General features: G+C 30.0%; 18 protein-coding genes and 1 pseudogene. 2 read left to right on the top strand and 17 right to left on the bottom strand.

Annotated features, from left to right (window positions below; translation table 11 throughout):
* Nucleotides 1-99: 99 nt before the first annotated feature.
* Together hemW and lepA are read right to left on the bottom strand one after the other, a co-directional pair.
* Nucleotides 100-1,218: a radical SAM family heme chaperone HemW gene (gene hemW, locus ACNMOQ_RS06425; protein WP_239705974.1), complete on the bottom strand. Its 1,119-nt coding sequence runs from the start codon at nt 1,216-1,218 to the stop codon at nt 100-102.
* A gap of 53 nt (nt 1,219-1,271) precedes the next feature.
* A complete protein-coding gene (gene lepA / locus ACNMOQ_RS06420) occupies nt 1,272-3,095 on the bottom strand; it encodes a translation elongation factor 4 (protein WP_416350365.1) in 1,824 nt (607 codons plus the stop codon).
* Between the two features lie 231 nt (nt 3,096-3,326).
* Between lepA and rpsT the strand changes: the two genes are divergently transcribed.
* The gene (rpsT, locus tag ACNMOQ_RS06415) at nt 3,327-3,578 is read left to right on the top strand and encodes a 30S ribosomal protein S20 (protein ID WP_064204513.1); all 252 of its coding nucleotides are present in this window, start codon (nt 3,327-3,329) and stop codon (nt 3,576-3,578) included.
* A gap of 38 nt (nt 3,579-3,616) precedes the next feature.
* Here rpsT and holA read toward each other — a convergent pair whose 3' ends face one another.
* Complete coding sequence (gene holA / locus ACNMOQ_RS06410; RefSeq protein ID WP_016998553.1) at nt 3,617-4,591, bottom strand: DNA polymerase III subunit delta; 975 nt, start codon at nt 4,589-4,591, stop codon at nt 3,617-3,619.
* Between the two features lie 91 nt (nt 4,592-4,682).
* On the opposite strand from holA, the gene ACNMOQ_RS06405 reads away from it, so the two are divergent.
* Entirely contained in the window at nt 4,683-4,820 is a 138-nt protein-coding gene (locus ACNMOQ_RS06405; RefSeq protein WP_016998552.1) for a YqzM family protein, read from the top strand.
* A 47-nt stretch (nt 4,821-4,867) separates the two neighbouring features.
* Here ACNMOQ_RS06405 and ACNMOQ_RS06400 read toward each other — a convergent pair whose 3' ends face one another.
* From ACNMOQ_RS06400 to pxpA, 14 genes and pseudogenes are all read right to left on the bottom strand, one after another.
* Nucleotides 4,868-7,171 (bottom strand): DNA internalization-related competence protein ComEC/Rec2, encoded by a 2,304-nt coding sequence (locus ACNMOQ_RS06400; protein WP_416350364.1) that lies wholly within the window; start codon nt 7,169-7,171, stop codon nt 4,868-4,870.
* Nucleotides 7,172-7,187: 16 nt separating this feature from the next.
* Nucleotides 7,188-7,643, bottom strand: a complete 456-nt coding sequence (locus ACNMOQ_RS06395) for a ComE operon protein 2 (RefSeq protein WP_026023586.1) — start codon at nt 7,641-7,643, stop codon at nt 7,188-7,190.
* A 60-nt stretch (nt 7,644-7,703) separates the two neighbouring features.
* Entirely contained in the window at nt 7,704-8,345 is a 642-nt protein-coding gene (locus tag ACNMOQ_RS06390; protein ID WP_037539188.1) for a helix-hairpin-helix domain-containing protein, read from the bottom strand.
* Between the two features lie 57 nt (nt 8,346-8,402).
* The gene (locus tag ACNMOQ_RS06385) at nt 8,403-9,128 is read right to left on the bottom strand and encodes a class I SAM-dependent DNA methyltransferase (RefSeq protein ID WP_218729386.1); all 726 of its coding nucleotides are present in this window, start codon (nt 9,126-9,128) and stop codon (nt 8,403-8,405) included.
* Nucleotides 9,128-9,481, bottom strand: a complete 354-nt coding sequence (gene rsfS / locus ACNMOQ_RS06380) for a ribosome silencing factor (protein ID WP_016998547.1) — start codon at nt 9,479-9,481, stop codon at nt 9,128-9,130. The genes ACNMOQ_RS06385 and rsfS overlap by 1 nt, the downstream gene beginning before the upstream one ends.
* 12 nt (nt 9,482-9,493) lie before the next feature.
* Nucleotides 9,494-10,066: a bis(5'-nucleosyl)-tetraphosphatase (symmetrical) YqeK gene (gene yqeK, locus ACNMOQ_RS06375; RefSeq protein ID WP_416350363.1), complete on the bottom strand. Its 573-nt coding sequence runs from the start codon at nt 10,064-10,066 to the stop codon at nt 9,494-9,496.
* Nucleotides 10,056-10,628, bottom strand: a complete 573-nt coding sequence (nadD, locus tag ACNMOQ_RS06370; RefSeq protein WP_064211032.1) for a nicotinate (nicotinamide) nucleotide adenylyltransferase — start codon at nt 10,626-10,628, stop codon at nt 10,056-10,058. Before nadD ends, yqeK begins: the two co-directional genes overlap by 11 nt.
* Nucleotides 10,629-10,633: 5 nt before the next feature.
* Complete coding sequence (gene yhbY, locus ACNMOQ_RS06365; protein ID WP_016998544.1) at nt 10,634-10,924, bottom strand: ribosome assembly RNA-binding protein YhbY; 291 nt, start codon at nt 10,922-10,924, stop codon at nt 10,634-10,636.
* A 2-nt stretch (nt 10,925-10,926) separates the two neighbouring features.
* On the bottom strand, nt 10,927-11,736 hold the full coding sequence (aroE, locus tag ACNMOQ_RS06360; protein ID WP_016998542.1) for a shikimate dehydrogenase: 810 nt from the start codon (nt 11,734-11,736) through the stop codon (nt 10,927-10,929).
* Between the two features lie 12 nt (nt 11,737-11,748).
* A pseudogene (gene yqeH / locus ACNMOQ_RS06355) lies at nt 11,749-12,848 on the bottom strand (ribosome biogenesis GTPase YqeH).
* Between the two features lie 2 nt (nt 12,849-12,850).
* Nucleotides 12,851-13,375, bottom strand: coding sequence for a YqeG family HAD IIIA-type phosphatase (locus ACNMOQ_RS06350; protein WP_016998538.1), 525 nt, complete (start codon nt 13,373-13,375; stop codon nt 12,851-12,853).
* Between the two features lie 230 nt (nt 13,376-13,605).
* On the bottom strand, nt 13,606-14,295 hold the full coding sequence (locus tag ACNMOQ_RS06345) for a 5'-methylthioadenosine/adenosylhomocysteine nucleosidase (RefSeq protein WP_103268849.1): 690 nt from the start codon (nt 14,293-14,295) through the stop codon (nt 13,606-13,608).
* A 67-nt stretch (nt 14,296-14,362) separates the two neighbouring features.
* Nucleotides 14,363-15,601 (bottom strand): NRAMP family divalent metal transporter, encoded by a 1,239-nt coding sequence (locus tag ACNMOQ_RS06340; RefSeq protein ID WP_016998532.1) that lies wholly within the window; start codon nt 15,599-15,601, stop codon nt 14,363-14,365.
* Between the two features lie 11 nt (nt 15,602-15,612).
* Entirely contained in the window at nt 15,613-16,368 is a 756-nt protein-coding gene (gene pxpA / locus ACNMOQ_RS06335) for a 5-oxoprolinase subunit PxpA (RefSeq protein WP_416350362.1), read from the bottom strand.
* Nucleotides 16,369-16,372 lie beyond the last annotated feature (4 nt).

The raw sequence follows: 16,372 nt of genomic DNA, 5'->3' as shown, positions 1-16,372 counted from the left end.
GCACTCTATCTATCCAAGTGCTAATTATAATTTATCAAATTGGTCAAAGTAAGTCAACATTAAACCCTCGAATTTTTGAAAGATTTTTCATTCTTTTATTTAAGTTAATAAAAACTGCTCAAATACTTCGTTACCAATGATTTGACCACGTTCACTTAAGTATAAATGATCTTCATTTTCATTTAACAAACCATTTTCCAATAAATTATTAACCTTTTGACCAAATACTTCTTCAATCGTTTGATCAAATTTTTTATAAAATCTAGATTTTGAAACACCTTCAGTCATGCGTAAGCCTAAGAACATTTGCTCTTCCATTTGCTCTTTCAATGTAACTTCACTATTTTGCAGTACAGGCATTTCTCCATTAGTTAGTTTATTTATATATTGATTAACCGGATTAATATTACTATATCTCACACCGTTTATATATCCGTGTGCGCCAGCTCCGAAACCATAATATTCTTCATTCTTCCAATATACTTTGTTATGAAGTGATTCATGGCCTACTTTAGAAAAATTAGATATTTCATATTGATGTAGAGGTGATTTTTTTAATTTATTTTGTAAGTGTTGATACATTTCTTCACCTAAATCTTCATTAGGTAATTTTAATTTTCCTTTTCTATATAAATTATAGAATTGAGTTTTAGGTTCAAGTATAAGTGCATAGCTTGAAATGTGGTCAACATCAAGTGATAATGCTTTATCTATTGATTCATCAAATTGTTTCAACGTTTGACCAGGTAAGTGAAACATTAAATCTAAACTAACTGAGCCTATATTATGTTTTCTAGATAACTTAACTGCTTTTTCAATATCGTCACTATGATGTGTACGTCCTAAAATTTCTAATAAACCATCATCAAAAGTTTGCACTCCAAGTGATAACCTATTAACACCATATTTTTTTAAAAGTTGAATTTTACCTTCAGTTAGTTCATCCGGGTTTGCTTCAAATGTATATTCATCAGTTACAGTAAATAAATCATTTATTGATATTAGTAGTTTTTCTAATTGAACTTCTGATAATGCTGTTGGCGTCCCACCTCCAACAAAAATTGTTTCTACAACTTTATCTTTGCGAGTAGACATTTCTTTTATTAAGCAATCTAAATATTCATCAACAGGCTGATTGGCTATAAAAAACTTATTAAAATCACAATAAGTACAAATTCTAACGCAGAAAGGTATATGAATATATACACTTTTAGCCATTTAAATCCTCCTTTAAAAATAAAAACAGCTACTTAAACGCAGCTGTTTCTTGTTTAATCTTCATCCATTTTCAGTACTGCTAGGAATGCATCTTGTGGAATCTCAACGTTTCCGACTGACTTCATCTTAGCTTTACCGGCTTTTTGTTTTTCAAGTAATTTACGTTTACGACTAATGTCACCACCGTAACATTTTGCTAATACATTTTTACCCATAGATTTTATGTTTGTACGTGCTACTATTTTATTACCAATTGCTGCTTGAACTGGCACCTCAAATTGTTGTCTAGGAATTAATGTTTTAAGTTTATCTACAATTGCTTTACCTCTTTCGTAAGCAAATTCTTTATGCACAATAAAGCTTAACGCATCTACTTGGTCTCCATTTAATAAGATATCCATTTTCACAAGTTTACTTTCTTGATATCCGATTAATTCATAGTCGAAAGAAGCATAACCTTTCGTATTAGACTTCAATTGATCAAAGAAATCAAATACAACTTCAGATAAAGGAATTTCATAAATAATATTCACTCGAATATCATCTAAATAATCCATTGTAACGAAATTACCACGTTTTTTCTGACATAATTCCATTACTGCTCCGACATAGTCACTTGGTACCATCATAGTCGCTTTAACATACGGTTCATAAATCGTGTTGATTTTTTGTGGATCTGGGAATTGTGAAGGGTTATCAATTTCAACTTTCTCTCCATCTGTTAATTCACATTCGTAAATAACTGAAGGTGCAGTTGCTATTAATTCAATGTTAAATTCACGTTCAATTCTTTCTTGTATGATTTCCATGTGTAATAATCCTAAAAATCCAGTTCTGAACCCAAAGCCTAATGCTTGAGATGTTTCTGCCTCAAATTCTAAAGAAGCATCATTCAATTGAAGTCTTTCTAAAGCTTCTCTTAAGTCATTATATTTACTATTGTCTATTGGATAAAGCCCACAGAATACCATTGGATTCATTTTCTTATAACCTTGAAGTGGTTTGTCTGCAGGTCTGTCAGCATTTGTTATCGTATCACCTACGTCAGAATCAGCAACGTTTTTAATAGATGCAATTATATATCCAACATCACCTACTGATAAAGTTTCAACTGGTAATGGTTTAGGTGTATTAATACCTACTTCCGCAACTTCAAAAGTTTTATCTGTGGACATCATTTGAATTTTGTCTCCGGCTTTAACTGACCCTTCAACTATTCTAATTGAAGAAATTACACCTCTATAAGCATCGTAAGTAGAATCAAATATTAATGCTTGTAGTGGATTTTCTGGGTCACCTTCTGGTGGTGGTACTATTTCAACGACTTTCTCTAATATTTCTTCGATACCAATATTAGCTTTCGCACTTGCAAGTACCGCATCACTCGCATCTAAACCAATAACATCTTCAACTTCTTGCTTTACCCTTTCCGGTTCAGCAGCAGGTAAATCGATTTTGTTTATTACTGGAATCAACTCTAAGTCATTGTCTAAAGCAAGATAAACGTTTGCTAAAGTTTGTGCTTCGATACCTTGAGCTGCATCTACGATTAGAATAGCCCCTTCACATGCAGCTAATGAACGTGATACTTCATAAGTAAAATCGACGTGTCCCGGTGTATCAATTAAATGTAGTATGTATGTTTCCCCATCTTTCGCTGTATAATTTAATTGAACAGCGTTTAATTTGATAGTTATACCACGTTCTCTTTCTAAATCCATTGAATCTAATAATTGAGACTTCATATCTCTCGTCTCAACACTTTTCGTATTTTCCAAAATTCTATCAGCTAATGTTGATTTTCCATGATCAATATGAGCAATAATAGAAAAGTTTCTTATTTTCTTTTGGCGCTCTAGGCGTTTCATTCTGTCCATTTGAACTCCAACTTTCTCGTTAATTTTACATCTTCAGATGTAAGTAGCATCTTTGATATGATACCTTCTTTATAGAATAAATGCAAACCAATTACCAAACTGTTCATAAAGTGTTAAGCTTTATAAGGAATATGTAAATAATGATTGCACTTAAGGCGTACATTTGATAAAATATTTTTTGTTGCAATCAAATTATTTGATCACGGACAACATATTTAGGAGGTGACTCTCATGCCAAACATTAAATCTGCAATTAAACGTGTTTCTGTAACTGAAAAGAAAGACGCTGCAAACATTTCACAAAAAAATGATATGCGTTCAGCTGTTAAATCTGCAAGAACTGCTATCGAAAATAATGCTGATAACAAAGGTGAATTAGTTTCATTAGCTATCAAAAAAGTTGATAAAGCTTCTAAAAAGAACTTAATTCATTCAAATAAAGCTAACAGAATTAAATCTAGCTTAATGTCTAAAGCTAACTAATTAACAAAAGCTACAGTTCATCTGTAGCTTTTTTATTTTTAAATTTTCAAGATAAACAACTCTAAAATTAAAACTTTATCCATGTATGAAGATTTTAATTCATAGTCAGTATCAGCACATATATCTATCGTCTTTAACAGTCTTTCTAAAGATAAATTTCTTATAATTCTTAAGGCTAATTTCACTCTATAAGGATGTACTCCTATTGTTTTAGCAATTTGTTGCTCACTGTAACTTTTGCCGGCTAATATTTTACATTGATAGTACAATCTATAATTACTTGTTATTAATGCTAACAACTTAATAGGCTCTTCTTTCAAATTTATTAAATCTTTTAGCAATTCAATAGACTTCTCTTTTTTTCCTTTTTGTATATACTCCGTTAATAAAAATACATTTTGTTCAAGAGAACGGCTAACTATTTCAGTAACATCTTTTTTATTAATAACTGGTTCATCACCAATAAATAAAATTAATTTTTCTAATTCTGCATGTATAATATTAAATTGAATACCAGTTAACTCTAAAAATGCGACGAGTGCGTCTTCTTTAATGTCTTTATACTGCTCATTTAAATATGACTTAATCCATTGTTTCATTTCTTGTTCTGACATTTGCTCTATTTTATTTAGTGTTGCATTCTTTTTAACAGTTTTTACGAGTTTCTTTCTTTCGTCTAATTTTTCGTTACTTACATCAAAAACTACTAGCGTATCTCCATCATATTGCTCTATAAATTCAAGTAAAGCATCAGTACTATGGTTAATGCTATTATTCACTTTTTCACCTGTAAATAAGTAAGCATTTTTAATATGAACAACTTTCTTGTCTGAGAGGAAAGGTAAAGTTAACGCTTCTTCTATTGCATTAGAAATGGGTGTTTCGTATAAATCATATTTGGCGTAATTGAATTCATCACGCCCTTCTTTTAAATATTGATTGATAATTTCGTTAGATTTTTTCTCTATTAATGCATCTACTGCACCATAATTTAATACAATATTATCTTTCAAAATAAGTCTTCCTCTCTTATAAAGTTCTAATTAAGTATAGCATTTTTAAGCTTATTATCATATAATGAATGTAAGTATAGGAGGGAGTCATATGAACAGATTTGAAGGTGAAAATACTCAAGGGCGTAACAATGACGTTAAAGACTCTGGATTAGGTTTTATTGTAGGCTTCTTATTTTTAGCAGCGATTTATATCATTGCTCAAGTATTCAGCTTACTACCTAACTAATAGTACATATTTATATTTTTTAATCAAGGCTGGGACATAATAATGTCTCAGCCTGATTTATTGTAATCGTATAAACCATTAGTTGTTGATATCCCAGCTTTAGTCAATGTGATGGTTATTCCCCCTATATCTTGCGTGTTTAATATTTTACATTTATGGTTTTGAAGTTTTTTAATAGTTACTTTTTTAGGTAAGCCATATTTATTTCCTCTACCAGCACTTATAATACATAACCTAGGTTTCACTCGAGATAAAAATTCTTCAGTTGAACTCGTTGAACTACCATGATGTCCGACTTTTAAAATATCATATTGATGATCAATTTTATTTAAAACAGCTCGTTCATTATTCTGCGTTGCATCTCCTGTAGAAATTATCTTCTTATTGTAAACTTCTAATTCCGTTATGATTGAATTTTCATTTTTATCAGGATGACTTTTTGTATCTTGATTATAAAACCTATAAATCGCTTTACCTACTTTTATATTTTTCAACCCTACACTATCAATAATAGTTATTCCTTTTTGTTCAAGGCTACTAATTAGTAACTTCAATTCTTTGTTATCCCAAGTTCTTTTATTTATTATTAGATTTTTAATTTTTATTTTTTGGCTTAATTCTTCTAGTTCTCCCATATGATCTAAATGTGGATGTGATACAATTAAATAATCGATTTTTCGAATGCCTTTTTCATGAAGTTCAGGTATTAATACAGACTTTGTATAAGAAAGTTCATTATCTTTGATTTGCCAGTCTTTTTTATTTGATAACATTTTACCGCCTGTATCTATCATTACAATTTGATTTGTATCTTTATGATATGAAACCATCGCATCCCCTTGTCCCACATCCAAAAACCTTAATATCACTCTATCTTCTTTAAAATCATAAGTTACAGTTATAATAACTAATATAAAAATAATAATAGCTTTAAAAATTTTCTTTTTAAGAATATACATACTTATCATCACACAAATAATAAATATTAGAAAATACGATATATGAGAAAGATTCCTTACTACAATATCTTCTATATTGAAATTATTTATTATTTGTATAATATCAATAGTTATACTTAACATTAAATCTGTTAAATATATCAAAATATTAGGTACAAAGCCGATTGTTACATAGATAATCAAAAAAATCATAACTAGAGGGAATAATATTAATTCAAACCAAGGAATAAAAAAGAAGTTGGTTAATAAACCTAACCATTGAAAAGTATTAAAATGCATAATAAGAATAGGAAAAGTAGAAATTTGAGCTATTAAGTTAATACATATTAGTTTATAAATGAAATGAAATGTTTTAATAATGGGGATAGTAAGTAGTAAAAATGTAGAAACTAAATAAGATAATTGAAAACCTATGTCATAAATTATAAACGGTTTATACATGACAGACAAAATAAAGGTAATTGAAAGAATTTGTAGTGAATCAAGACGTGTAAACTTTTTAATCACAAGATATAACATTACAACAGCTACTGCTCTAATAACACTTGGACTTAATCCTGTTAATACTGCATATATAGGTAATAAAATAAAAATAATCAGTTCTGCCTGATGATATCTTAGCTTAAATTTCAACAATATATTAAACAAAAACACACTGAGTAAAGCAACATGTGAACCACTTACTGCATACAAGTGGTATATACCTAAATGTTTTAATTCTTCAATTCGTTCGCTAGATAAATACTTCGTTTCTCCTAAAGTCAATGCAATAATATCTTCAATATATTCTAAATTTAACCTTTTTAAATTTAAAATAAGATGTTCCCTATGAAACTGCAATTTTTCTAAAAGATTCAATTTACTATTAATACAAGATTTGAGAAACGGTTGTTTAATTTTAATGATGCCTTCAATATCTTGTTGGATAAGATATTCTTTATAGTTAAACTTCAAACTATTAGTATTAGGTAAAGGGTTACTATAATCATAATAAACTTCACATTTTTTAAATAAAGGTAAGTTATTAAGGATTTTATCTTTTTCTTCTTTAGATTTAATTGTGTAATAAACTTGATAAGTTTTACCTTTTTGTTGAGCAATTGATTTAAATAAATCACCGTCAATTACCATATCATCTTTAAATTCTATAAAATCATGTAACGGTGCTTTGTTACGCTTTTCATGATTAAACGAATCCAATTGTGGTAGTTGTATTGACGGTAAAATTAAATAACCAATTACGACAAAGATAATACCAAGTATCGCAATTCTATATGATTTCAATTTGATCATACAACTTAGCATGACTATACTTAAAAATATCATCCCGATATAAATATTAAAGACAATTAAAATACCTGATAATAAATATAAGGCTAAGTAAAAATACATAACGCTGCGTAACCTATTATTTTAAATATTTCACAATATCTTCAGGATGGAAATCAATTCTTTCAAAATGAACACCTGATTGTTCTAATAACTGAATCGCATATGTATGATTGTGATAATCGTCTGCATAATAAATTTGTTTAATGCCAGCTTGTATTATAGATTTAGTACAGTTTAAACAAGGAAAGTGTGTTACATATATTGTTGCGTCTTCTGAAGATACACCCAATTTTGCGCACTGAATAATAGCGTTCATTTCAGCATGGATTGTTCTTATACAATGTCCGTCGACAACTAAACATCCATTATCAATACAATGTTCTTCACCTGAAACAGACCCATTGTATCCCCCTGCAATCACTCTATTATCTTTAACGATAGTTGCACCTACCGACAACCTTTCACATGTTGATCTTAGTGATAACAAATGGCTTTGAGCCATAAAATATTCCTTCCACTTGATTCTTTCCATATTAATCATCCAACCTTTCATATACTATTATTGTAAGTATTATGTTTATGAAATGCAATTTCAATTTAAAATGACATATTCTTTCAAAGATTCTACTGTTTTATCTCCAAATCCTTTTATCTTCTTCATATCGTCTATAGATTTAAAATCTCCTTTTGCTTCTCTATATTTTATAATTGCGTCGGCTTTACTTGGTCCTATCCCGGGTATTTTCTGTATTTGTTCTTTAGTTGCAGTATTAATATTTACTTCAACATTTTCATTTTGACTACTTTGCTTATTCAAATTTGAAGGTATTTGTTCACCTTTCATTGGAACATATATACTCATTTGATCTTTTAATTTCTCTGAAAGATTTAATTTAGATAAGTCAGCTTGCTCATTTATTTGTGCTTTCTTTAAAACATCATTTATTCTTTCTGAAGATTTCATTTCATATGTTTTTGGAAATTTAACAGCTCCTTTAACATCTACAATTACTTCTTTAATATTTTCTTTAGATGATATTTCTCTCCTATCTATTTCTTGCTTTGATTCTTTACTTTCTTCATTTTCAATCATTCCACTATTATTTTTATTTATAGTTTCTATTGGCTCTTCATCTGGTTCATTCATTCCAAAAATTAATTTCAGTATGATAATCAAAGCTATAAATCCAATTAAAATATAACGATAATATTGCGAAAAATACTCCTTAATCATTTTGATTTTATCCCAAAAAACACCTCCTACATATATAAACGTAAAAGGTGTCAAAAATTACTTATTCATTTTTTGAGCAACGATAAATTGTCTATCGCCTTGTTCACTATACGTATCTATATCAAAATCAGTGAATTTTGTTTTAATTTCAAATCCTGCTAGTTTTAATAATTCTTCGTATAAACTTATTTCAAAAGTACATTGGTAGTGCTCTTCATTAAATCGTTCGTATAAACCATCTTCGCGTTCTACGAAAAATGACATCTGATGATAAACGCTATTAGGTTCTTCTCCTGTTATAGCCTGCCAAATTAGCGTAAGGCGTTCTTCTTCATCGATATAATTTTGGTTATTAAATTGATGATTCATCTTATATATGCTATGGACATCAAAAATAAATATACCCTCGTCTTTTAAATATTTATCTATATAATTAAATACTTGTAATATATCTTCCGGTTCAGTCACATAGTTTAAACTATCACAAAATATAGTAATCATATCATATTGATTTGGTAGTTCTAAATCTCTCATATCTTGACAATACCAATTTATAGATGGATTACGAGACTCTGCTATTTCTAGCATTTCTTGACTAACGTCTACACCACTCACTTGACCATATTCAGTCAATTGTGAAGTTAATGTACCTGTTCCACAACCTATATCTAATATTTCATTTTCTGAGCTACTTATAAAATGCTCAACTATATATTTCCACTTATGATAAGGTTGATCAGCTGTCAACAAATCATAATAATCGCTCATTCTATTATAAGCCATTAAGACATAACCTCATTCAAGGTAATGATTGGTGCATCTTTGTATAATCTTTCCAAGTTATAATAATCTCTTTCTTCTCTATGGAATACATGTACGACTACATTACCTAAATCGATTAAAATCCATCTTGCTTCGTTAAAGCCTTCTAGTCTTTTGACATTAACTTCATTGATTTCCGCTTCGTCTTTAACATTTCTAGCGATAGCTTGTACTTGTTTATCACTATTACCATGACAAACTACAAAGTAATCAGCAACATCACTAATACCTTGCATATCGATTGCTATTATATCTTCTGCACGTTTATCATCACATGCAATTAAACTTTGTTTCATTAATTCATTCGAATTCATTTAATCATTCCTTTATTGTTCTGTATGCATATTATAATAATTTAAGCATTCAATTGTTTTTAAATGTACAGTTTTATCATTACCAACTAAATGTAACACTGTTCGTTTAGATATTTCATAAATCGCTTTATCTAAATTTTTATCTTTAAACACGATATCTCTAATATCATCTACACCAGGTTGCGTTCTTTTAGGTTCAATATAATCAGCGATAAAGATTATTTTCTCAGTTTTATTCATATGCGCTCTACCAGTAGTGTGGTTATATATCGCATAATATACTTGCTCATCATCAATTTCATATTCATCTTTTAATCTTGCAGCTGCCACTGGCCCATGTAAAATCTCAGATCCATAGCTTAATAAATCTTGACCTAAATCATACTTCGTTACACTTTGATACAACTCTGATAACTCTTCATATTTACATAAGTCATGTAGAATGCCTGCGAGCTCAACTTTTTTCGGATCTCCATCAAAAATTTCCGCCATTTTCTTACCAGTTTCTGCTACTCTTATTGAATGGTTATAACGTTTTGTGGGTAAAGTTTCTTCTACGAGTTTAACTGCTTTTTTAATCTTCATACAACCGTCCCCTTTTGATATATCTTTCAATTCTTGGTGTAACTAACATCTTGACTGAATGATGATTTTTACAACGATTTCGTATATCCGTCGAGCTTATATCCATCCTTGGGATATTTAGGGATAACATACCACTATCAACATTTTGTTTATCTACTTCTCTATTGACCACTACAAACGTAACCATTTCTTTCAATTTATCAATATTTCTCCATTTATCTAAATTTACATATTGATCTGTTCCGATGATTAAATAGATTTGATATTCTGGATATTCATTTTGAATTTCACTAATAGTATCAAAAGTATAACTTGTTCCTTGTCTGTTTATTTCTCTTTTATCAATTACGCCGAATTCTAAATCTTCAATTGCTAACTTTAGCATGTCAATTCTTTCATTTTCTAACAACTGAGATTCATTGTGGCTTTTTAAAGGTGATTGATAACTTGGTAAAAACACAAACTCATCTGGTTTAACAAATTGATAGGCTTCACTCGCAACTAACATATGGCCTACATGTATTGGATTGAATTGGCCACCGTATATCATGATTTTTTTCATTTTATTTAAGGTAATTCTATTTTTTTGTTTTCTTTAGATTCTTTATAAAGAATAATGATACTACCTATAAGTTGAACGAGTTCACTTTCAGTTTGTTCAGATATTGAATTTGCTACTTCTTTATGATCATCCATGTTGTTTTGTAAAATGTGTACTTTAATTAATTCTCTTTTTTCTAATGCCTCGTTTAATTGTTCTATCATGTTTTCACTTATTCCGCCTTTACCTATTTGGAATATTGGATCTAAGTGATGAGCTTCTTTTCTTAAATATCTCTTTTGTTTACCTGTTAACATATTTATCTCCTTTTAAGTTCTTCTATAACTTTATTTTTCATTGCTTTTATATCCGCAGTTTCACCTGTCCATATTTTAAAACTTTCTGCACCTTGGTATATAAACATATCTAAACCATTATATATAGTTAATCCTCTACTTTCACATGCTCGTAAAAGTGGTGTTTTGTCTGGGATATAAATAATATCACAGACTAAAGCATTTGCGTGAATTTCTTCTATAGGTATAATGAGTTCATCCGATGATTCATTCATACCAACTGGTGTCGTATTAATAATAATATCGAATTCGTTCAAAATAGGCTTTATTTTATCTAATTGATACTGATTAATATCTAAATTCCAATTTTCAAATCTTTCAAGACTGCGATTTGCTACAGAAATTTTCCTTTCAGTATACTTCATCATTTCAGCGACTATGCCTTTACTTGCACCGCCAGCACCTAGTACAAGTATATTTTTGCCTGCTATAGAACCATAATTATCTAGTAAACCTTTAACAAATCCAATACCATCTGTATTATAACCTGTCCATTTATCACCATCTATATGAACAGTATTAACAGCTCCTATATGCTCAGCATTTGTAGAAATTTCATCTAAGTATGGAATAATCGTTTCTTTATGTGGAATCGTAATATTAAATCCATCAAGTTCTTTTTCTTTTATGATATCTCTTATATGCTGCATATGTTTAGGGTCTATATCAAGTGCTATATATTCATCATCTCTTTCTAACGCTTCAAAGTTATTTAAATGCATAATTGGAGAAAGAGAATGTCCTATTGGATGTCCTATAACTGCAAATTTCATGTCGCTCACCTCTTATAAAATTGATTTTCTTGATGTAACCTCTACCTCTTTAGGTGCTATTACGTTTATTTCTGCGCCTTCGTCCACTGTAATAAAGCCCAACCCAGAAATCATAATATCACGTCTTTCATCTTTAACAAATATTTCATTGTTTTTCAAATTATTAAAATTAAAATTTTCTTTAGAATATGGTGGTTTTAATAATTCCCCAATTTGGCGTTCCCATAGATCATCAGCATTTTCTAGCTTTGTTCTATGAATATTCAAATCATTTGAAATGAAACAAGTTAATGAACGACGTCCACCTTTTTTATAATCAACTCTTACTAGCCCACCTAAGAATAAAGATTGTTCTTCATTCAATTGATAAACTTTAGGTTTAATTTCTTTTTTCGGCATTATTACTTTTAATTCTTTATCTGTAACATAATGAGTCATTTGATGACTTTGGATAATTCCAGGTGTATCAAACATATAAGAATCATCATCTAAAGGTATATCTATCATATCTAAAGTTGTACCTGGAAAATGACTTGTTGTGATAACATCTTTTTCTCCAACACTCTTTTCAATCAAACGATTTATAAGCGTAGATTTACCTACGTTTGTCGTACCTACAACAAAGACATCTTTTCTATCTCTGATTTCTTCTATTGTGCCTAATAGTTCATCAATTCCTTGATTTTTAGCGGCAGAAATAAGTACAACTTTGTCAGGATTTAAACCATAATCTTTCGCTCTTTGTCTCAGCCATATTTCTACTCTCTTTTTATTAATGGCTTTTGGTAAAATATCCATCTTGTTTGCAACTAAAATCACTTTTTTCTTTCCTACAATATCCTTTAGTCGATGTATCATTGAACCTTCCAAATCAAATACGTCCACTACGTTTACAATCAAACCATCTTCATTATGAAGTGATTTCAACATATTTAAAAAATCATCACTTGTTAAATCTACATCTTGTACTTCATTATAATTTTTAGTCTGAAACACCTTTTACAAATTACATCTTCTTTATTCAAGCTGGATTTTGGAACGTAACCCGCTTCGTTCGGGTGTTCTGATTGTAATGTTGCCCCACAACCAATACATTTTGCTGTTTCTGTCAAATTTATTCCTCCCAATTAATTAAACCTTTTCTTTTGAAACGATTTAATAATCTTCTTTCTATTAATCGATTAAATTTTGTAATTAAACCGTCTGTTTTTTTCACAGGAACAACCATAATTGTATATAAACCATTTCGGTTGCCTCCAAATACATCTGTTAACATTTGATCGCCTATTACAACCACTTCTGATTTTTGTACATTCATAAGATGAGAAGCTTGTCTAAACGCTTTACCTCTTGGCTTACGAGCTTTAAATATAAAATCAATGTTTAATGTTTTTGAAAATGATTCTACACGCTTTTGACCATTATTAGAAACAATCGTTACAGTAATATCATTTTCTTTCATTCGTTCAAACCAATTTCTCACATCATCTGTTGGATCTTTAACATCCCAACCAACTAAAGTGTTATCTAAATCTGTAATAATAGCTTTAATGCCTTTACTTTTTAAATGCTCTGGACGAATATGATAAATTGATTCTACATATTCATTTGGTAAAAAATATTTTGTAAATATACCCATGTTTACACCTCTATATTATTTCTTATTCTAACATAAAAATAACTTAAATTTCTTTTACATAAAACAAAATAAAAGTGTTGCAAACCTTTAAAGATTTGCAACACTCAATATTATTCTGTAATTTCACGGTCAGAAGATTTTTCAACATCTGTATTCGCATAAATTACAAATCCAACAAGTGCTGTAGCAATGACAGCGATAGCCATTAATATTAACATTTTACTGCCTCCTTATGCCACTCTATTTAATAATAATTTTACAATTTTACTTGAGTTCACGCAAGCAACTTTTAAGAATTCATCAAAAGTCACATCTGATTCTTTATCAGCTAAATCTGAAACTGCTCTTGTTACTATAATCGGAACTTCATATTGATAACAAGTTTGCGCAATAGCGCCAGCTTCCATTTCAACGACACTAGCTGTAGGGAATGTTTCTTTTATTACTCTTCTTTGTTCTAAAGAACCAATAAAACTATCAGCTGTTGCAACTTCTCCAACAACTCCGTTTAATTCTAATTCTTCAATTGTTGAACGTGCACTTTTAATTAAATGATTTTCTGTTGTATAAGATTCAGGCATACCAGGAACTTGTCCCATTTTATACCCAAATGCAGTAGCATTTACATCATGATAGTAAACTTTATTACTTATAATAATGTCACCTATATTTAAGTTAGGATCAATAGCTCCAGCTGAACCAGTGTTAATAATTAGATCTGGTTTAAAATCATTAATCATTAAAGCGGTAGTAATTGCTGCGTTAACTTTACCTATACCACTTTGTGCAAGAACTATTTCTTTTCCTTCTAAATGTCCTTTATAGAATATAACATGTGCTTTTTTAATTGTTTCTTTATTTTCTATAGCGGATTTTAATATTTCAACTTCTTCTTCCATTGCTCCAATAATACCTATCATGTTAAATCACTCCATCATGTTCATTCTTATATATATTAACATAATAGACTTAATTATAGATATAAATTTAATTATTCCATAAATCTTGTAGACCTTGTAGAGATAAGACACCTGCTATCAATGTCGTTAATACAGCTATTACACCTATTACAAGCATCCAAGTTGGATGTCTATAATCTCCAACAATACTCTTTTTACGAGACGCTATTAAGATTGTTCCTAAAGTAACTGGTAATATTAATCCATTCATAGCACCTGCAATTATTAATAACTTTACTGGTTTACCAATCGTTAAGAAAATAATAGAAGAAATTACAATAAATAATATAATTACTAAGTTTTTATGGTTTTTAATTGATGGATGTAGCGATTGTATAAAAGTAGTACTTGTATAAGCACAACCAATAACTGACGATAAAGCCGCTGCAAATAATACAACTCCAAAAACTTGTTTGCCAACTGGCCCTAGGACATGTTCAAATACCGATGCTGGAGGGTTATCTGGATTAAGTGTAAATCCAGTGACTACAACACCTAAAACAGCTAGAAATAAAAATGTTCTCATTACGCCTGTTGTTAATATACCCGAAATTGCAGCTCTGTTAACAAAAGGAATGTAATGCTTACCAGTTATACCGGCCTCGAGTAATCTATGTGCTCCAGCAAATGTAATATAACCACCTACCGTACCACCAACTAATGTAATAATCGGTACTATCAGCTTATTAATATCATCTGGTACTATCATTTTTTGAGCTGCTTCCATTACAGGTGGTTTTGTTAAAACCATAACATAAGCAACAATTGCTATCATTAGAACACCTAGTATTTGTGTAATAATGTCTACAACTTTCTGTGCATTTCTAACAATAAATATTAATATTGCTAATACACCAGTTATACCGGCACCTATCCGTACATCAATACCAAAAATTGCATTTAAACCTAGACCTGCACCTGCTACGTTACCAATGTTAAATGCAAGTCCACCAATAGCAATTAATACCGCAATAAATGTACCTAAACCTTTGAATACATCATTAGCAATATCTTGGCCGCCTTTACCGACTACTGTAATTACTCGCCATATATTAATTTGAGCACCTATGTCTATAATAATAGATGCTAAAATAGCAAAAGCAAAACTAGCCATAAACTGTTCTGTGAATACTGCCGTTTGTGTTAAAAATGCTGGGCCAATAGAAGATGTGGCCATCAAGAATACGGCACCCCATAGTATTCTACGATGTTTATTAGTATATTCAAATGGCTTGCTTAAATCATCATACCCCTTTTGTTCTTTCATGTACATTCCTCCTAGTTTAACGCTTTAATCTCAATACCTTCAGATTTAAATTGCTTTATTATTTCTTTTACAAAATTTAAAGCATGTTCACCATCACCATGAACACAAATTGTATCTGCTTCTATATCTATTTCTTTACCGTTTATAGATGTTACTTTCGATTCTTTTACCATTTTTAATACTTGATTAACCGCTTGTTGTGTATCGGTTATTAGAGCACCTTCTTTCTTTCTAGAAACCAACTGTGCATCGTCTTCATAAGCTCTATCAGCAAAAACTTCACTTTTATATTTAAGATCAAGACGCTTACAAGATTTAATAAGTTCACTGTTAGACAATCCTACGAGAAATAACTGGTCATCAAAGTCTTTTACAGCCTTAACAATAGCATCAGCTATCTTTGAATCCTTAGCACCCATTTGGTACAAAGCGCCATGAGGTTTTACATGATAAAGTTTTGTATCATGTATTTTACAAAATGCTGACAGTGCGCCTAATTGATAAATAACCAAATCATATACTTCTTGCGGTGTTACATCAATATTTCTTCTTCCAAACCCTATTAAATCTTGGTAGCCCGGATGTGCACCGATATGAATATTATGTTGTTTAGCAATTTCAACTGTTTGATTCATAACATGTTGATCACCTGCGTGAAAACCACATGCTACGTTTGCTGAAGTTATTAAAGGTAATATCGTCTCATCATCACCTAATTTATAATTACCAAAACTTTCACCTAAATCACAATTTAAATCAACTTGCATGATT

Origin of the sequence: Mammaliicoccus lentus, from assembly GCF_947036595.1 — a bacterium.
GTDB classification, from domain to species: domain Bacteria; phylum Bacillota; class Bacilli; order Staphylococcales; family Staphylococcaceae; genus Mammaliicoccus; species Mammaliicoccus lentus.
Note: the sequence above shows the minus strand (reverse complement) of the source record. Positions and strands in the feature narration are given on the sequence as shown.